Origin of the sequence: Paenibacillus glacialis (genome assembly GCF_001637205.1) — a bacterium.
Classification (GTDB): domain Bacteria; phylum Bacillota; class Bacilli; order Paenibacillales; family Paenibacillaceae; genus Paenibacillus_AQ; species Paenibacillus_AQ glacialis.
This window is the reverse complement of record NZ_LVJH01000003.1, coordinates 1-19,282: the sequence shown is the minus strand read 5'-3', so window position 1 is coordinate 19,282 and position 19,282 is coordinate 1. Positions and strand designations below refer to the sequence as shown.

The following is a 19,282-nucleotide window of genomic DNA, read 5'->3' as shown; positions in this document are numbered from 1 at the left end:
TCTATACATCTTCCTAATATTCACATTCATTTGTCAACATTTGTTTGGAGTTCCCACCCGCTGCAAGCGATCGAAAAAGCAGTTACAAAGAAGAGAATCTCCGTAGCAACTGCTTTTGTCCATCCATAGATTACTATTCCTTTGCTTATGCTGGTATGATACCGCCACACGCCCTTGCTCACGGTTGATCCATTACTACACTATTCATACACATATAACCTACTCTATCATGGTAAAGTACTACTTCCCATTAGATAACAATCGACCTCACGAGCAGCCTGACGCCCTTCGTTAATTGCCCATACTACAAGGCTCTGCCCACGACGCATATCACCTGCTGTAAAGACACCTTCTACATTCGTGACCTGCTTACCGAATTCAGCATTTGCATTGGAACGTTCGTCACGCTCCACCCCAATCTGCTCCAATAGGCTTACATCAGGACCTGTAAAGCCCATAGCAAGGAGTACCATTTGAGTCGGGATAACCTTCTCAGTTCCCGGAACTTCAACGGGAGTATAACGTCCCTGCTCATCCATTACCCACTTCATTTCTACGGTGTGTAATTCCTGAACTTCCCCCTGATCATTACCAAGGAATCGTTGTGTTGAGACTAAATAACGACGTGGATCTTCTGCATACAGCGTAGCAGCTTCCTGTTGTCCATAATCAACCTTTAGAATCTTAGGCCATTCAGGCCACGGGTTGTTCGGCTGACGCTTTAACGGCGACTGTGGCATAATCTCCAATTGATTCACGCTACGGCAGCCGTGCCGTATAGCTGTAGCTACACAGTCCGTTCCTGTATCCCCTCCGCCGATGACTACCACATCTTTGTCCTTAGCAGATAAATATTCCCAATCTGCCAGACCGGAATCGAGCAAACTCTTCGTATTTAACGTCAGGAAATCCATCGCTTGATGAATGCCACCAAGCTCTCGACCTTCAACGAACAGATCTCTGGCTTTCGTTGCTCCTCCACACAGAACAATTGAATCAAACATTTCTTTTAACTCAGAATATGTGATATCTTTACCGATTTCTGTATTCGTTACGAACGTAATGCCTTCCTCAGTTAGAAGATCGACACGTCGTTGCACTGTTTTCTTGTCTAACTTCATATTCGGAATACCGTACATGAGAAGTCCACCTATACGATCAGCTCTCTCATACACCGTTACCGTATGCCCAACCTTATTTAACTGAGCAGCACATGCAAGACCTGCTGGACCCGAACCAACAACCGCCACTTTTTTATCTGTACGTGTCTTTGGAGGTTCCGGTACAATCCAACCTTCGGCAAATCCTCGATCCACAATCGCTTTCTCGATATTCTTAATTGTCACAGGCGATCCACTAAGTCCCACTGTACAAGATCCTTCACACGGAGCAGGACATACACGCCCTGTAAATTCCGGGAAATTGTTCGTCTTATGCAATCGAATTAGCGCTTCTCGCCATTGTCCATGGTAGATCTGATCGTTCCATTCAGGAATGAGATTATTCACAGGACATCCCGAAGCCATACCCGATAACAATCGACCCACATGACAAAAGGGCGTACCACAATCCATACATCTAGCACCCTGTTCCCGAAGCCTTTCCTCATCCATTGGAATCACAAACTCTCCCCAATGCTTAATACGTTCGAGAGGATTCACCTCTTCTGGAATTTCACGTTGATATTCCATAAAACCGGTCGTTTTGCCCATAAGTTTAACTCCCCCTACTCCCTTGTATTTGAAGCTAACTCGTAATTGATCTAAATACTAACATGAAGCACCGTGCTAAAGGCGTGAAGAAGATCACCTTTAAGTCTCAGATATAACAAAAAAAACACCTGCTCAGTGTTTTAAAGTTTATTCGATATTTTGCTTCAATCACTCCATAAATTTGCTTATACAAACATTAGATCTGATAGATTCGTTATTCTTCCATAACCTGATAGTTACTTAACAAATCATTCGCAATATCCCCGAATTCTCTTAAATCTTTTAAATAATCATATCCATCAGGATTACCTAGTTGGTTATACATTCTGACGACGACGGCATCATACTCGGGCACGACCAAACAAACACAACCCGTAATTCCTAAAACCTTGATATGAATCGCTTGGTAGACCTCCGCCTAATTGATTAAGTAATGTGTTACTTTGGAGCCGCCATATACATTATACTCCATTTCATTTAGCTACGATATTTACGGTTGAGTTCGGGAGAGCACACTTTAACATTTCAACTTCTACTCAACTCAACTCAACTCAACTTTTGCATGCTAATCTTTCGGTACATCCCATTAAATAATACAGGACGATCATCCAAGATGTTTACTTGTTTCTCGTATGGTTCAATTATATTCTCAAAATGCCGTCCTATATCTGTCCCCAATAGAGAGATTAATGGACGCACTATTTTTTTACCCAAGGAAAGTTTCTTATCTCTAGGTGTAAATTTATCAAAAACCAAGATGCTTCCTCGGTCTTTCGTAACCCGTATGATTTCATTCATGCATTGATGCGCATCGGGCACAACGGAAAGAATTAGATTAGCCACAACGAGATCAAATGTTTGTTCAGGGAATTGAAGTTGCTGCGCATTCATTTCATAAAAGTCGACGTGCATGTCATCATTCACTTTATCCTTGGCTTGAGAAATCATGGAAGGTGATATATCAATAGCTGTGATGTGAATGTCCTGTTCGGTAAAAAAGCACAGGTCCGCACCTGTCCCCACACCAACAATCAGAACATGTTGTCCATCCCGTAGGACAAGATCCCCAAACACCTTTTTTCTTGCATTCAAAAATACGCCCGAGTTAAAGAACCTATCGTATACTGGCGCTCCTACTTTGTAAATGAATTTGTTCCATTGATTATTCATCATTTCACCCCAACATTCAAATGATTGTTTGATTGTTTGATTGTTTATATTATAAATGATAACAGGATATTATAACAATCTATTTAGCTTCCTGTTACTCATCTGCCCTTCCGTCAAACATAACAACAAAGACCCTAGCACAATTGCTAGGGTCTTTGTAATTCCTCTACTTTGAAGAAGATAATGTCATTCGAATAATCCGATCACTTGGATGCTCTAACGTCGCCTCGAAACCGAATAGTGCCGACACAGATGCTAGAGGAATCATCGTTGTACCGTCGATTAACCTTGGTGCATAAGTAATATCCTTCGAGCCGGTTACAGTCTTAGCTGTTGTGCTTCCAACGATCAACACGACATCCTGATCACCACGTTTGAAATTCATCGACTTCGCGGCCTGATCCCACACCATCTCTGCTCCTAACGCCGCTGTTGCTTCTTTGACAGGTACGAAGATATCTTTATCGTCATCCGTTGCGCTCAAGGATGTGAATGTAAGAGGGTTCGTTTGACTGCCCTTTTTTAAAGAAATTTCGGCATTTACAACGACATACTTACTCGTAACCATAACCATATGAAGCTGTTTCTCCATTTGGAGCTTAAATTGCTCAACATTGTCTTGCGTCACTCTGTATTTAGGGTCTTCACGACCAATAGCTTGGGCCATCCAGCTATTCACATCTTGATTATGATGCGACAAATCTTTGTATAAATCGAGATTATACGTCCACTCAGACTCTTCTTGGAAATCATACACATGGACGTTAGGCAATTTATCGAACTGCTGGAACATCCACTCTTTCATCTCAAGTTGATTGAGGTAACGCTTATTATTGGTGTCCTGCCACACTTTCTGTCTTAAGACGCTGTATGGAGGATAATAGAAATTAAATTCAACATCAGGATATTTCTTGACTAGCGCTAAAATATACTCATTAAAAGCCTCTTTTATCGTCTCAATCGGTTCCTCATTTAAACCAAAGTATGCCTCTCCTGCACGAGAAGATTTATATACATCCGCCACCTTCTTCGCACCGAAGGTAACCTCTCTATTCCAGTTATATAAGTATTCCAACTTTCTAGGTTCCAACCCACGTAGCGGTCTTAATACGGCTTCCTTAAACAGATCTTCATAGATCGAGTAGTTGAACCAATATTTATAATCATTCCACCACTTTTCGTCATAAAGATACGTTGGGTTATCTGTCTCTTCTTTGCTTCCCATTTTGAGAGAGAAATAATCAAGACCCCATAATATCTTCTTCACTTTACCTGTCTCTAGAGCAACACTAGCAATGGCATTATGCTCGTCAGCTGTCGATCCCCGAACAGACAACTTCAGTGTCTTACCACCTAAAGCTTCATCCACCTCTGAAGGAAGAAAGTTCTCCGTCATCGAAGTACCGATAATAATCGTGTCATAGTCATAATTCTTAGCTAATCCCGGATTCTGATACCGTTGTTCATTGGAATAGATAGCTGGGTAAAAAGATTTATGGTAGAACTGTAGTGGATCAAGAACTACAGTAAGTAAAGCAACTAAAGAAGATATGATGATGGCAGAAACAGCAAACTGTATGAGCATTTTCCTACTCTGTTTGGCAGTGACGCGTGCCCGTTGATCTTTACGAGATCGTCCATTCTTACTCTTTGCTGATTCTGGCGCTGGTGTTAAATGTTGCACAACGTGTTTCTCCCTTCCAGCTAGAAATTAAAATACAGGAATTCTGTAATTCGGTTGAAATACAGTAACGATATTACAAAAATGACTGCCATAAAGATTGCTTTCTTCCAAGTTGGTCTAAAAGCTTCGACTCGTTCGGACGAATTAGATGCAAACATTACGATAGGTAAGAAAATGAGAATGAACAATCCCGCTGGAGCAAGCGTCTTTAAGGAACTCATATCCAGTCCATTAAGTCCAATCATACCTTTGAGCAGACGTAACGCTTGAGTCACAGTATCTGCCCGGAAGAATACCCATGCAATATTTATAAATATGAATGTTATGAGCCATGCAAACCATTTGGGAAGAGGTTTGCCTACCTTCATCCACATGCGATGAACTGCTTGTCCCGCTCCATGCATGAACCCCCAGACCAAGAACGTCCAGCCTGCACCATGCCAGAATCCACCTATAATGAACGTGATGATCACATTTCGCATAGCAATCAGTTCACCACGCCTACTTCCACCCAGTGGGAAATAGATATAATCACGTAGGAAACGACTAAGCGTCATATGCCAACGGCGCCAGAAGTCCTGAATACTTAACGCCTTGTATGGCGAGTTAAAGTTCTGTGGCAATACGATGTTGAACAAAAGTGCAGCCCCGATCGCCATATCAGTATATCCACTGAAGTCAAAGTACAACTGTAATGTATAAGACAAAGTTGCAACCCAAGTGTCTACAAATTGGTGAGCCGAAGCGAAACCATCATTTGCAAATTCTGCGAAGGTGTCCGCAATAACGACTTTTTTGAACAATCCTATACAAAAAATGTATACCCCTTTAGAAGCATTATTCCAATTCCAATGCTTATTCCGCAGTCTATCGAATTGAGGCATCATCTCGCTATGATGAAGAATCGGTCCAGCAATCAGATGTGGGTAGAACGTAACAAACAAGATATAGCTCATTAGGTTATACTCGCGAGTCTTACCACGGTAAGCATCAACTAAATAAGCTATTTGTGTAAATGTAAAGAAGCTAATTCCTAGCGGTAATATAAGTTTAAGTAAAGGAAAATTGTGTCCTGATATCTCCGTCAAATTAATCAAGAAGAAATCAGTATACTTATAATATCCCAGTAATAGGATATTCCCAACAAGTCCTATGGTAAGAAGTGCTTTAGGGGAGTGTAATAACCCTTTTCGCTTGGACCGTTGGTCCTTCTGTTCTTGGTCTACGGATATATCATCACTACCATGGACTGTTACCTGAAGTAGCCTTCCAACGATATAGTTAAATGCAATTGATCCAAGAATTAAAGGAAGATAGCTAATGTTCCACCAACTGTAAAAAAACAGTGAGGCAATTACTAATGACAACTTCGCAGCAGTAACATACCGAAGTCTGTTAAGAAAGAAATATACTCCTACCGAAATCGGCCAAAATGCAAAAATAAAAACATACGTATTGAACAGCAACCCCTTCACTCCCACTCCATTATGTCTATCATCGATCGTGCGAACATCCTAAATATTTTAAAAATACACACTACCTTTAATAATCACCTGCGGTAAAAAATTAGTCAATATAAAAATGTAATATTATGCCGATTAATAATGCAACTAACACAATATAAGTAAGCATATCACCCTACACCAAACCCACAATATGTAATAAAACTTCTGGAACATTGCACTGAAAAGGGGTATTTTTAATAATGAATTATTATTATACTTGGTACTCCTGAATTCCAACTAAAGCTCAGCTGAAAATACACTGAATGCTATAGTTGACTCCTTACAGACCATCATGTATATTTATGGAAATTAGTAATTGTTTATTTGATTTAGACACAGGAAGCACCTGTAAGAAAGGCTTAATGAAGCCTTTCTTGCAGGTGCTTTTTTGATGTCCATAGATAATAGGAGGTTATACGATGACTATGGTAAAGAGATTAACCGTGATGTTCCTCAGTCTTATGCTTGCCCTTATGCTCGTTATAATGTTTCCCATCTCGGTATTAGCTGCTTCTTTTGAATTATCAGCCTCAGCGAAAACTGCCTTTGATAAGATGATCGCATCCGGAAGTTCAACCTCGGCAAGCTTGATGAGCAATCACTATGTCAATATTGTGAAGTTACAACAACAAAATCAAGAATGGGACAACCAAATTAAAGCCCTCCATTATACGAACGAGGAAACCCTGATCGCACTAAAGAAACAAATACAATTGATTGATTCCAACAAACTCACTACATTGCAATCACAGCTTACGCAAGCCAGGGAACGATACAAACCGGTATTCAGTATGTACGAGGCTATTAATCAACAGAAGACAATAGCCAAGAAGCTAAATAATAAAGACTTATACACCCTTCTCCAATCGCAATCTGAAAGTATGAAGATAGCTGTTCAAGTAGCACGTGCAGATATTCGAAATAAAGAGAGCTTATATACGACAGCGAAGAGCACAACCGCAAAGACTAAGAAAACACTTCGTGCCACACTTGATGGTATTGCTCCACTTAAAGTACAGATTAAAGTATCCAAAAATGCTGCTAGCACGACACAGAAAAAATTCACTGCCGAGACATCAACCTTCAAACAATCCATTAAGAATGGTAATATATCCACCACCTTAAGGTCTCTTGAGGCATTACTTACACAAGCTAAGAAGGTAATAGAACATAAACAAAAAACGTACTCATTAGAACAAAAAATTAGTGAGCTTCAACGGAAGGTCCAATCACAGCTTACTTCATGACACGTTTACCATTCAAATCTTCCTTCTCCTCAAATTGATTCATTCACTTCACTTAGGATATATCGTGGGACATGCTATGATTAAGCTGTAACTCAGTATATCCTCAGTAAAAATTCAGCAAAGAGGTACATAATGATGAAGAGAAAGATTTCGCCTAGGGACGGTGACAGGATGAATACAGTTAAGGGAATACGAATCATGCTAGTTGATGATGAACCTCATATATTACAATTCTTAGAAATCGGACTAACAAATGAAGGATTTGAGATCAGAACAACACCCGATGGGATGAGCGCTGTCACTTTAGCTCAAGAATTCCAGCCACACGTTGTCATTCTTGATGTAATGATGCCTGGAGTAGATGGGTTTGAAGCCTGCCGAATGATTAAAAAGCTTGGATTTAATGTAGCTATAATCATGTTAACAGCTAAAGACGAAATCGATGATCGGGTCAAAGGATTAACACTCGGAGCAGACGATTACATGGTGAAGCCATTCAGCTTCGATGAGCTCCTTGCAAGAATTCAAGCGCGACTGCGTAACCAATTCCCAAGTTTACTAGGGGAAGTTATTCATGGTCCTTTCCAGATCGACGATCTTAGAAAAGAAATAACGTATCAACAGAAAGTATTAGAGCTTTCTCCTACGGAATATGAGCTTCTAAAGTTTATGGTCCTGAATCATGGCATTGTACTTAGCAAAAGTAAAATTCTAGACAAAGTATGGAGCTATGATTTTGGAGGAGAAGAGAACATTGTTGAAGTCTATATTCGCTCGATTCGAGAGAAATTGAACGATAAGGAACATCGGCTTATTCGTACCCTTAGAGGTGCTGGATACCGGATTGATCTGCCATGATCAAGAACTGGATTACTCGAGCTAAGCATGTATTTGCTCCGCGTTCACTAAGGTTTCAGCTCCTAACCCGCTCCTTATTGATTATGGCAGTTCTTCTGCTATTGGTCGGTCTGCTACAGTACGTTGTCATGAAAGATTTCCTCTATCGTAAACAAGCGGAGACCATGAAAGCACAAATGCAATCTATGCCAAGAGATTGGTTTATGAGAAAGAGCTTTGACGAATCTCACACCAGACCTTCGACTCGTCCAGGAGGAGATGCCTTCCTATTCATCCCAGACTCTTCATTAGCTTGGGTCGGTTCTGATGGTACCTCCATCGATATAACCGAAAGTAGCGGAAACGTCTCTCCATTACTCTCAGCAGAAGAATATAAACAAATGCTTGAGAAATCAAACCTTCGTAAAGAAATTCCCTATAAAATAGTTCAGGACACGAATGGAATTGAACAATTGATTGTTTTCAGACCCTTAGGAGCTCCTAATACGTCTGATAGCATACTTCAAATGGGTACCCACACAGCTCCATTACAAGATCAGGTTATGCAACAGTTACTCATATTTTTTAGTTTATCGGCCATTGCATTAGTAGGTGGAGCAGCCCTTTATTTGCCCTTACTTCTACGCACCTTGCTTCCTCTATCTAATATGGTGAAATCCGTTGAACAGACAGATGCCGGCAACTTGGCTGAACGGTTTCCAGTATCTCAAGGCCAGGAAGAAATTGACCGCTTGTCTGTGTCTTTTAACGGAATGCTCGAGCGACTTGAGACTTCATTTGAATCCGAAAAGGAAGCAAGAGAACAAATGAGACGCTTCATTGCTGATGCTTCTCATGAACTGAGGACACCTCTAACCTCCATTCACGGTTTCCTAGAAGTACTTCTTCGTGGGGCTGCCGCTAACCCTGAACAGCTCACAAGTGCCTTGAAGAGCATGTATGGAGAATCCAAACGAGTGAATAAATTAGTAGAAGATCTCTTGCTACTCGCCAAGATGGATCGTTCCCCTCAACTTCAATTAACAGAAGTGAACTTAGATGAACTGATTCATGAAATGAGGCCTCAACTCGTCATTCTTGCAGGTGAGCGTACGATTCATTTGGACCTCTCTTATGGTATTAAAGGAACCTATGATCCTGATAAAATGAAACAGGTGATCTTGAATTTATTCCAAAATGCTGTCCAGCATACGGACCCCAAGGACGGGATAATTACAATCACCCTTCATACAACAGGCGATAGAATCGAACTTGCCATACGGGATAACGGTGTCGGTATCCATGAAGATCATCTTTCACATCTATTTGAGCGGTTTTATCGTAGTGATTCATCCCGAACCCGTAAATATGGCGGAGCTGGTCTAGGCTTATCCATTACCAAATCCATTGTCGACGCTCATGGCGGAAGCATTCATATCTCAAGCGAACAAGGTAAAGGTGCTTCTATTATTATCGAAATTCCTCTTGTTACTCGCCTTTTATTGTCTTAAATAGTGTTCAATGTACAACCTTTGAAATAGCGAAGAAGCCTTGGGTTCTCATCCAAGGCTTCTTCTGGCAGTTATATTAATGTCGAACTATTCACCACACTTATTATTGAAAACGGATGCTAGCATATGATGTTGATAATACATTAGCTATCGCTTTGGGATCTGCAATGGCAAGTATATAAACCTTATAGCCCTCTCCCGTTTTCAGTCCACTTCTATAAATATCAGTAGAATTAATACTTATACTTACGTTAGGTAAAGCCGTCTTATTTATCTCTCTGTAAACAGCAGATGTTACAGTGTTTGGTAAATTGGGATCATTAGAAGATACAATCAATACTCCATAATGGGAAATTCCAGCCTCTGTAGCTGGTTTGGTAAAACTAACATTCCAGCTAGCCGTACTACGATCCCAATCTGCTGTTACTTTAGTTATAGGATCTATAACCGTTAGTGAGTTTTTCAATATGAATGCATCAGATGCAGAAGACAGTGCATTAACTAAGTTCACTCTTCCATCTGCAACTGTAAGAACAAATACTCGGTATTTTACACCGTTTTTAATCGTTTCTCCATTTACATCTCTGGTGTTGGATCCAAGCGATTGCCTAATATTATTTCCAGTCTTACTTACAGACGTGTAGTTAGATACTCCATTAGCTCTCGATGGACTGAAGTTGCCCGCATCTTCCGATTTAACAACCATGATACGATATTGACTAACATAGTATTCATCATTCACACGATTGAATGTAACCAATGGGTCACGGCCATCACTATACACAGTTACGTCGAGATTACTTACAGCAGTAACACTATTACTACTCGATAACGTAATCGAAGATGAGTAATCTGACAATGTATTATTTCCTGGATTACTTCCCATTCCCACAGATAAGACAAATACTCGATAGCTCACACCATTTCTAATCAAAGATCCATCTACATCTCTTGCAGTCGTTGGAAGTGATTGACTAATTTTGTATCCTGTCTTACTTATATACGTATAGTTTGCACTAGATACTGCATTGGCATTGGATGTACTGAAGCTACTCGCATTTCCAGACTTTACAACCATGACACGATAATGACTAATATTTGATTCGTCGTATGGTTTGTTGAAAGATACACGTAAGTCTCGACCATCATTATAATCACTTACGTCATTTACATCCAGATTCGTTACAGTACTAACATTAGAATTGCCTGATAACACAATGGCAGATGAGTAAGATGATAATACATTACTTCCTACATAACTTCCCGTTCCTACAGACATGACAAATACCCGATAGCTAACACCATTCCTAATCGTTGAACCATCTACGTCTCTTGCACCAGAAGAGAGAACTTGGTTGATATTATATCCCGTCTTATTTACATTCGTATAGTTATAGCTAGATACTGCATTGGCCGTAGTTAGATTAAAGTTATATGCATAATTTTCTTTAACTACAAAAATGCGATAAGATCCTATTCTGGACTCATCAGACACTTTATTAAAACTGACTGATAAGTCACGTCCATCACCATAATCACCGACATCATCCACTCTGGTAATCACAGGTGCCACCACAGGGTTGTTATTCAATATGATGGAGGAAGATCCATTAGATAATTTATTCGAATTAGTATTTGCATTATTGCTTACAGATAAGACAAATACGGTATACGATACACCATTCTTTATTAGCTCTCCTGAGGTATCTCTAGAAGATGAACTTAATGTTGTTGTTAATGTTGTGCCTGATTTATACACCGTCGTATAGTTACTGCTAGAAACGCCATTCGCTGTATTCACGTCGAATTTGCTAGCATTCGAAGTCTTCACTACCATAACCCGATAATTGGATATATTAGTATCCGTGGCTGGCTTAGTAAAGGTTACCTTCAAATCACGTCCATCGCCATATTCACTTACATCACTAGGTACAACGTTTGTTACAGCTACTACAGATGAACCCGTAGAAATAGCCACCGTTTGGGAAGCATTAGAAAGTACACTTAAAGTCGATCCTTTACCAACAGTAAGTACATATACAACATAAGATTGATTCGCCTTAACCAATTCTCCACTCGTATCCTTAGCTTGATAAGATAACGTTAAAGCTATATCCCTTCCTTGAGCTGAAACCGAAGTATAGTTATTGTTCGATAAAGCCGTTGACAGATTAAAGCTTGAGGAATTCGCTGACTTCACAACGAAAATACGATATTCATTTACGCCAGACTCCTTTACTGCCTTAGGAAAACTTACTTCCAAATCACTTCCATTTCCCAATTGACCATTAACCCTAGCATTTACATAAGTTACTGGGTTCACCTGTGTTTCTGTGGTAATGTCTACTCTTTTGGTATACGAATTCCAATTAACATCTTCGCCAAGAGCTTCACTGACGAAACGAACCGGAATCATCGTTCTTCCTTTTATACTTTGAACAGGCACATCTAGAGCTACTGTTGAATTATTTATCGTTGCTGTCTTTGCACCCATTTTCAAGATGATCGTGTTGCCATCCTTATTTGCTGTTACCACCTTCGTTTGTTGATTCCAATCTACGTTCGCATCTAGCGCTTCGAATATGGCTCTCAAAGGCAAAAGAGCTCGATTCGAGACCACTATAGGCGCCTGATCCGTTGATAACTTAGCTCCATTAATATAAATACCAATAGGTGCAGCAGCCTGCACTTGATTTTGAAGCAATCCTGAACCCACAAGGATACTTGCCACCATGATTGACACAATCTTCTTCATTCAATTAAGCCTCCCTAATCTCACTTTCATTTCGAAACAATCTTCGTACTATCTTTGACGCAATACCTAGGCATAAAGTTTCCATGTTTTTCTTTTTTATTTTTTTCATTGCTGAAAATGTATGCAAAATAAAAAGACACCTCAATTGGTGCCTTATACTATCTCTATATTTATGGAATGAATCATTAAGCTTTTTTTATAATTTGTTCAATTTCACTTTTGAGTAAAAGATATCTATGCGTGCTTCTCATAATTGGAATTTTATTCAGTTTATTCTTCTCAACATATACTTTCATTTGATCCTTCGTAAGACCTAACCAATTTCCAGCTTCGGTAATGGTTAATACGGCTTCATTACTAGTTGCATTGAAAGTTTTTTTTACTTTTTGATTCCAATCTTCAAATTCTTGCATATCAATATCATCAACCTTTCTTATGACTCAGTCGATGAGCCAAATGACTGATATGTCTATTATACCACGATCCGCCACACTTGTGTGCGGTTGAATGTTTCCATGTCCTGCAAAATCCTTTGAAATAGCCCACTTCAACGATATCTGCCTACAATAAAACCCCCAATCGCATCGATTGGGGGTTTTATTGTCCAGTGTATCCCTTTAGAATAGATCACTCAACATATCAAGAACGGGATTCTTCTTTTTATGTTTGTGCTTGTTATACTCTGACGAGTGCCTATCATAATTTCTTTTGCTATCATCTTCGTACCTATCATGATCTCTTTTGCTATCATCATTGTGCCACTCATTGTACTCTTGGCGTACTTCACGTACACCAGACATTAATTTATCTAGCTCCCCCCGATCTAACCATACACCTTTGCATTCTGGACAAACATCTATATGAATTCCATTCTTATCTACTTCTCTCATCCTAACACCGTCACAGATTGGACACTTCATTAATATTCCTCCTTACATATTTTTGCTGAATACTACGTTTGACGGGAACTATGGTTTCCGATCAATTCTAGCAAAGCAACCACTAACTATTTCAAAGCGTATTCCTAAACATATGTAGCTTCTAACATGATAGAGGACGCAACCTCACTTTCTCTATCATGTTAGAATTAAAAATACCATAATTAACCATTATAGACAAACAATTCAGCACATATTCAACTATGGCAACCTTATTTCTCTCTATTTCTTCATCCTCTGACGAACTTTATATTTTCCGGGCAATAATTGGTGTAAATAAGCCCTTATTGTCAGAGCAAGGAAACTAGCGTCGACAATAAGTTAGAACTTACACAAAAATACATAAATTCAAATCATTCTATAGCTTTGAAGTAGGAGCAGATTTTTTCGCTTTATTGCATTTCAATTCATATACCCTGCCATATTCTTTAGCATATTTCACTATGGTCTCAATCATGCTAGAATCCGACAACTTCGTGAACGGACAAGGATCCGGTCTCGTGTTCACTTCAAGAATCCATAACCGCAGATCTCGATCAACAGCAATATCCAAGCCAAGCTCGTTCATTGCTGGATATGAAGTGCCGAATTGATTAGCTGTCTTTAACCCTATTTCCTTCATCTTTTTAACCAGATTCTGCGCCTTCGTGATGTCCGCAACCTTACTTAGTATCTCTTCTGCTGCATAAATGGTACCGCCTTGGCTTCCGTTCGTAACAGCCCTCTTCGGATGTGCTAGTCTAGCAGCGACACCTGTACACTCCCATATCCCCTTATCGTTCCTCTGTACCATAACTCGGAAATCGAACGGACGATTGTTATGCTTCAGCATAACAATCCCTTTCTGCACCAAATAGGGCTTACTACCAATTCGACGTTGAATGGACAGGTACATCTGCTGGAATGTTCTAAAGGTATATGTGTTCATCTCTTCGCGATAACGATATTGCGCACCCTTCTGCTCAACTCTTATTACCCCAATTCCAAGTGATCCACACACTGGCTTGATATATACCATCTTGTAACGATTCAACATATTCAATAGTCTATCGCTAGTTAAGCCTGCCGTACGAGGTACATTAGTAATTAAAGCGGGGTTCTGTAATAGGACTTTCGTCTTCACGAGCTTACTTGATACATATTTCATGGTTCGGTTCATTCGCAGTTTCTCCTTCTCATAAACATTCGAACGCTACCTATTAATTTATGGTTTATAGCCACCTTAGGTGATTAAGTTTGCTCATTTTTTTTGCCTATAGATGAACCTACATTGATAAATGCACATAAGGTATATCATCAAGACTTACGGAGGATCAATCATGCGTATTAACGATGAATTAGCACAACTTATTCAGCGCACATGCGAACATTTTGGATGGTACCAAGTCCTACGTACGACAACTCATTATGAAGATACGATAGTTCAACAACTTGAAGATCTCCCTCTTCTGACCTCCACTGTGCTGGAGGAGCATTACTATATTTGCGATCATCCATTCGAACAACGTCTTGACTTACACCGTTATCAAACATCTGGAACAAGCCGTAATCTTAGAAAGAACATCTATTATTCTGAACAGGATGAAGATAGCTATATTCGAATCAAAACAGAAGTTCTAGATGTTATTCTTCATAATTATCAAGCCATCCGAGCGTTGGTCGATATGGGAACAGGTCATGCTGCAGCTACTGCCGAAGTTATATTCAGCCGGTTAGGGTTTGAAGTCGAGACCGTTTCATTTCAATTGCCGATTGAACAGCATTTAGAACGGCTTGCCACATTTAGACCTGACGTGTTATACACTATGCCTTCTATTCTTGACCGTATTCTAATGGCCGCGGATAACCCAGTATCTTACGGTATTCGTAAGGTCATTCTTGTTGGAGAGGTAGCATCTCTTACTTGGCAACAACGTGTTGCAGAGCGACTAGGTCTAGAAAAAGGGGATATCACAGATACCTACGGCTCCATCGAGATCGGAACGATTGCACATTACAATCATGAGCTTGATCGATACATCGTAGTGGATGGGATTATAGCTGAAGGACTCACACCACAAGAATTAGGTATTCATGAATTGGAATTAGCAGATGATGAGCGAGTGCTTGTACTAACTTCTACTGTCCGTGATATGTTTCCAGCCATTCGGTTCGTCACATATGATGTTGTGCGTGATTTCCAACCGGTCATGGTAGACGGACAATCGAGACAAAGTTTTCGAAACATTGTTAGAAGAGTAGGCAGTGAACTCAAGCATGGGGAGAAAATCAGCATTTACGACATTGAAGATGTTGTATTTCAACACGTTCAAGATGCGAGCATTAAAGTGCTGACGTCGAATAATCTTTTGACCATACAAATTATCAATAAATCGGTATCCTTGGATCCCCATATCCTAGAAGCCGTTAAACACGATATTACACATCGAATCCCTGAGATCGGCATCATGATTCAGAATGGATTATTAGAAGAAATACGAGTCACACATGTCATTTTCGACGATTCACAACATAGGAATGCCGTTAAATTAAAAAGAATCCACAACAGTAAAGAGGTGCTCTAGTGAACATTGATGAGGGTATTTTTCATACCATTGGATCCACGCCATTGATCCCACTTCGCCGATTGTTCGAACAGGAATCTTTCGATGTGTTCGGTAAGCTCGAAATGATGAATCTAGGGGGGAGCTCCAAAGATCGATCTGCACTCAATATGATTCGTGAAGCGATCAAACGAGGGGAGCTTCATGACAATTCAGTTGTTATTGAATCTAGTTCAGGCAATTTAGGCATAAGTCTAGCTCACGTTTGTCGTTATTTAGGTCTACGATTCATTTGCGTCGTTGACCCTCGTACAACCGAACAGCACAAGGCCATCATTCGCAGTTTCGGTGGGGAGATCGACCTAGTGACTCATAAGGATGTCGAAACAGCTGAATTTCTCCCTGCTCGCATACGTCGGGTTAACGAACTACTTCGAGATATTCCACACAGTTATTGGACCAATCAATACGGTAATCCAGACAACTACCGCGCGCATGAACTTACGACGATGCCTGAAATTATGAACACGCTAGGTAACATCGATTACCTGTTCTGTGGAGTCAGTACTTGTGGTACCATCCGGGGCTGTGTGGAATATATCCGCAACAACAAACTTACAACGAGAATTGTAGCAGTAGATGCGGAGGGTAGCATTATTTTTGGAGGCGAAAAAGGTCCACGGCATTTCCCAGGCCTTGGAGCCGGGATAGTACCTGCACTTTATCATCCAGATATCGCGGATATGGTCATTCATGTTTCTGATAAAGCGTGTGTGAACGGATGTCTTGATCTTGTCCATTACGAATCCATCATGGCAGGTGCCTCATCCGGAGGAGTCATTGCAGCCATTCAACAAATGGCGCCATCTATCCCCCTAGGTTCTACATGTGTCGCTATATTACCTGATCGCGGTGAACGTTATTTGAACACCGTGTATAGCCCAGCTTGGGTCGAACACGAATTGAATAAATATCATATCGATTCTCTGGTTGATAAGATATGAAATATTTAAACGACGAACATATTACAACCATTGGGATCGATTGGGCTAATCTTATCGGTGTTATTGAGACCACTGTTCGTACTTTAGACAAGGGTGACTATTCTCAGCCTATTAAGCCTTACTTACGATTTCGCGAACCGTCCAAACGGATTATTGCCATGCCAGCCTTCGTTGGTGGAGAAATTGAGATGTGCGGAATCAAATGGATTGCAAGTTATCCCGACAATTGGCGAAAAGGCCTTCCGCGTGCGCATAGCACGATGATCCTTAATGACCCCAATAATGGAAGACCTCTAGCTATCATCGAAAGTAGTCTGCTCAGCGGCCTTCGAACAGCAGCCGTCAGTGGTCTTGTTCTTCAACATTATGCCTCCGTTCGCAAGCTAGAATCTACAAGATTAGGCATTGTGGGATGGGGCCCCATTGGACGTCTTCATGCCTCTATGTGCGCAAGCGTGCTTGGTAACAAGCTTAGCCAAATTACACTATTCGACTTAAAAGGGATAGAGCTGAACACTATCAATCCCCTGCTTCGTCCAATAACCGAGATTACAAATAATTGGCGTGACGCATACCGTAATTCTGATATATTTGTCACCTGTACGGTATCCGACAAACGTTATATTGATGAAAAACCTCCATCTAGCATGCTACTCCTTAACGTATCATTAAGAGACTATCTCTCTCGTAGCGTCAGAGACATACAAGCCATCCTTGTAGACGACTGGGATGAGGTGTGTCGTGAGAATACAGATATCGAACAGCTGCATTTAGATCTCGGACTGACACGTGAAGCAACTTTTACATTAAGTGACATGGTGATATCCAACCGCTTCGCCGATTATGATAGCAACGAATCTATCTTCTTCAACCCCATGGGACTTGCCGCTTTCGATGTAGCTATCGCAGCTTACTATTTGCGCGAAGCAGATCGTTTAGGTGTGGGTGTTTCCCTTTAATTACTTGAAACCGTCATAGCCCTTCTTCAAGAATACTAGCAACTGAAAAGAGTTCTTACTTTTGTAGTTTTGATGGTGAGCAAACAAAAAAACTACAAAAGGGGCTCTTCTTCTTGTACAATTCTTCAAGAATACAACATGAACAATACACTAACTCTGAATTTTGAAAGTGAAATATAAAGGCTCAATCTTACTTATTAAGCTGATATCCATTACATATAGCAAGACTAGAATTAAATATAATGGTAATTAAATGCTTATGAAAACAATATTAGATAATTTCTAAGATAACCGATTTCCGAGAGGAGACTAGAAATGAATAAGTACTCAAAAATATCGTTATTATTGCTATTGATCCTTATATTAAGCGGTTGTAATACCTCTTCTAATAGTCAAATTAAGATTTTTGATGATAATAAGAGACTCGCTGAAAGTGGTGACACATACACCTTTTCTAGTAACACAGGACACATATCTGATTCAAAGGCTAATTTGAAATATGCTGGATTCTCTGGTGTATATACCATTTGGAAGATTAATAGTGATGGCGATGTGGGGACTAATATGAAAGTGAACGTGGCAACTAAAAAGGGAGATTTCAAAATCATTCATGTTACGCCAGACAATATTGTAAACAGTATTGTCTTAGAAATCGATGATAAGCAGCAATTCGAATCACTTCACCTTTCTAAAGGTGACCATTTCATTAAGGTTGTAGGGAAAAATACTAGTGGTAGCGTAGATTTAGAAATCGAGTTGAAAAAAGGATTGCTTGTAATACCCCAAGGAGATCCTAGTTCTAAATAAAACCGCAACGTAACTGAATCTCATTCATGAATCACAAATTGGCTAATAACTTATAAAAACAAAAATAACCCTATATAGGGTTATTTTTGTCTGAAACTATAAAGCGGGTGATGGGAATCGAACCCACGCTATCAGCTTGGAAGGCTGAAGTTCTACCATTGAACTACACCCGCATAAAAGAAGAATCGGGACGACACGATTTGAACATGCGACCCCCTGGACCCAAACCAGGTGCTCTACCAAGCTGAGCTACGTCCCGAAGTCATAATGGTGCGCCCAGAGAGATTCGAACTCCCGGCCTTTTGATTCGAAGTCAAACGCTCTATCCAGCTGAGCTATGGGCGCTAAATCAAAAGGAAATGGAGCGGACGACGGGAATCGAACCCGCGACCCTCGCCTTGGCAAGGCGATGCTCTACCGCTGAGCCACGTCCGCATTACATATAATAAAATGGGTCATGAAGGGCTTGAACCTTCGACACCCTGATTAAGAGTCAGGTGCTCTACCAACTGAGCTAATGACCCATAAATAGCTAGAGAAATAGGAATTAACTAATCACTAACATCCCTTGGGATCTTTCTAATGTAATATGGTGCCGGCGAGAGGACTT

The 19,282-nt window shown here is 40.3% G+C and carries 16 protein-coding genes and 5 tRNA genes; 7 read left to right on the top strand and 14 right to left on the bottom strand.

The features are described 5' to 3' along the window. Positions 1-227 precede the first annotated feature (227 nt). The 5 genes from PGLA_RS02940 to PGLA_RS02925 form a co-directional block, all read right to left on the bottom strand. A complete protein-coding gene (locus PGLA_RS02940) occupies positions 228-1,712 on the bottom strand; it encodes a glutamate synthase subunit beta (RefSeq protein ID WP_068528454.1) in 1,485 nt (494 codons plus the stop codon). 214 nt (positions 1,713-1,926) lie between these two features. Then, complete coding sequence (locus PGLA_RS28730) at positions 1,927-2,073, bottom strand: hypothetical protein (RefSeq protein WP_245699673.1); 147 nt, start codon at positions 2,071-2,073, stop codon at positions 1,927-1,929. A 185-nt stretch (positions 2,074-2,258) separates the two neighbouring features. Continuing rightward, positions 2,259-2,882 (bottom strand): class I SAM-dependent methyltransferase, encoded by a 624-nt coding sequence (locus tag PGLA_RS02935; protein WP_068528451.1) that lies wholly within the window; start codon positions 2,880-2,882, stop codon positions 2,259-2,261. Positions 2,883-3,048: 166 nt separating this feature from the next. Next, the gene (locus PGLA_RS02930) at positions 3,049-4,566 is read right to left on the bottom strand and encodes a stalk domain-containing protein (RefSeq protein WP_068528446.1); all 1,518 of its coding nucleotides are present in this window, start codon (positions 4,564-4,566) and stop codon (positions 3,049-3,051) included. 20 nt (positions 4,567-4,586) lie between these two features. Next, a complete protein-coding gene (locus PGLA_RS02925) occupies positions 4,587-6,041 on the bottom strand; it encodes an MBOAT family O-acyltransferase (RefSeq protein WP_342671675.1) in 1,455 nt (484 codons plus the stop codon). Between the two features lie 449 nt (positions 6,042-6,490). Between PGLA_RS02925 and PGLA_RS02920 the strand changes: the two genes are divergently transcribed. From PGLA_RS02920 to PGLA_RS02910, 3 genes are all read left to right on the top strand, one after another. Next, positions 6,491-7,318, top strand: coding sequence for a hypothetical protein (locus PGLA_RS02920; protein ID WP_068528440.1), 828 nt, complete (start codon positions 6,491-6,493; stop codon positions 7,316-7,318). A 171-nt stretch (positions 7,319-7,489) separates the two neighbouring features. Then, positions 7,490-8,176, top strand: coding sequence for a response regulator transcription factor (locus PGLA_RS02915; protein ID WP_068529333.1), 687 nt, complete (start codon positions 7,490-7,492; stop codon positions 8,174-8,176). Continuing rightward, a complete protein-coding gene (locus tag PGLA_RS02910; RefSeq protein ID WP_068528437.1) occupies positions 8,173-9,666 on the top strand; it encodes a sensor histidine kinase in 1,494 nt (497 codons plus the stop codon). Before PGLA_RS02915 ends, PGLA_RS02910 begins: the two co-directional genes overlap by 4 nt. Before the next feature lie 103 nt (positions 9,667-9,769). Here PGLA_RS02910 and PGLA_RS02905 read toward each other — a convergent pair whose 3' ends face one another. The 4 genes from PGLA_RS02905 to PGLA_RS02890 all read right to left on the bottom strand — a co-directional run bounded on the left by PGLA_RS02905 (position 9,770) and on the right by PGLA_RS02890 (position 14,518). Then, entirely contained in the window at positions 9,770-12,421 is a 2,652-nt protein-coding gene (locus PGLA_RS02905; protein WP_068528436.1) for a copper amine oxidase N-terminal domain-containing protein, read from the bottom strand. A 185-nt stretch (positions 12,422-12,606) separates the two neighbouring features. After that, on the bottom strand, positions 12,607-12,834 hold the full coding sequence (locus PGLA_RS02900; RefSeq protein WP_068528433.1) for a hypothetical protein: 228 nt from the start codon (positions 12,832-12,834) through the stop codon (positions 12,607-12,609). Between the two features lie 204 nt (positions 12,835-13,038). Beyond that, positions 13,039-13,341 (bottom strand): TFIIB-type zinc ribbon-containing protein, encoded by a 303-nt coding sequence (locus tag PGLA_RS02895; protein WP_068528431.1) that lies wholly within the window; start codon positions 13,339-13,341, stop codon positions 13,039-13,041. A 376-nt stretch (positions 13,342-13,717) separates the two neighbouring features. Beyond that, the gene (locus PGLA_RS02890; RefSeq protein ID WP_245699672.1) at positions 13,718-14,518 is read right to left on the bottom strand and encodes a YheC/YheD family protein; all 801 of its coding nucleotides are present in this window, start codon (positions 14,516-14,518) and stop codon (positions 13,718-13,720) included. A gap of 160 nt (positions 14,519-14,678) precedes the next feature. Here PGLA_RS02890 and PGLA_RS02885 point away from each other — a divergent pair, with 160 nt between their 5' ends. The 4 genes from PGLA_RS02885 to PGLA_RS02870 all read left to right on the top strand — a co-directional run bounded on the left by PGLA_RS02885 (position 14,679) and on the right by PGLA_RS02870 (position 18,672). Beyond that, positions 14,679-15,923, top strand: coding sequence for a phenylacetate--CoA ligase family protein (locus PGLA_RS02885; RefSeq protein ID WP_068528425.1), 1,245 nt, complete (start codon positions 14,679-14,681; stop codon positions 15,921-15,923). Further along, positions 15,923-16,906 carry a 2,3-diaminopropionate biosynthesis protein SbnA gene (sbnA, locus tag PGLA_RS02880; protein ID WP_068528422.1) on the top strand — a complete coding sequence of 328 codons (984 nt, stop codon included), beginning with the start codon at positions 15,923-15,925 and terminating at the stop codon, positions 16,904-16,906. Before PGLA_RS02885 ends, sbnA begins: the two co-directional genes overlap by 1 nt. Continuing rightward, positions 16,903-17,865, top strand: a complete 963-nt coding sequence (locus tag PGLA_RS02875; protein WP_068528420.1) for a 2,3-diaminopropionate biosynthesis protein SbnB — start codon at positions 16,903-16,905, stop codon at positions 17,863-17,865. The genes sbnA and PGLA_RS02875 overlap by 4 nt, the downstream gene beginning before the upstream one ends. Positions 17,866-18,180: 315 nt before the next feature. Beyond that, positions 18,181-18,672 (top strand): hypothetical protein, encoded by a 492-nt coding sequence (locus PGLA_RS02870; RefSeq protein WP_068528417.1) that lies wholly within the window; start codon positions 18,181-18,183, stop codon positions 18,670-18,672. 102 nt (positions 18,673-18,774) lie between these two features. On the opposite strand, the gene PGLA_RS02865 is transcribed toward PGLA_RS02870, so the two are convergent. From PGLA_RS02865 to PGLA_RS02845, 5 genes are all read right to left on the bottom strand, one after another. Further along, positions 18,775-18,845: transfer RNA gene (locus PGLA_RS02865), tRNA-Gly, on the bottom strand. Between the two features lie 12 nt (positions 18,846-18,857). Beyond that, positions 18,858-18,931: transfer RNA gene (locus tag PGLA_RS02860), tRNA-Pro, on the bottom strand. Positions 18,932-18,940: 9 nt separating this feature from the next. Further along, positions 18,941-19,017, bottom strand: a tRNA-Arg gene (locus PGLA_RS02855). A gap of 15 nt (positions 19,018-19,032) precedes the next feature. After that, a tRNA-Gly gene (locus tag PGLA_RS02850) sits at positions 19,033-19,107 on the bottom strand. A gap of 16 nt (positions 19,108-19,123) precedes the next feature. Beyond that, positions 19,124-19,196, bottom strand: a tRNA-Lys gene (locus tag PGLA_RS02845). Positions 19,197-19,282 lie beyond the last annotated feature (86 nt).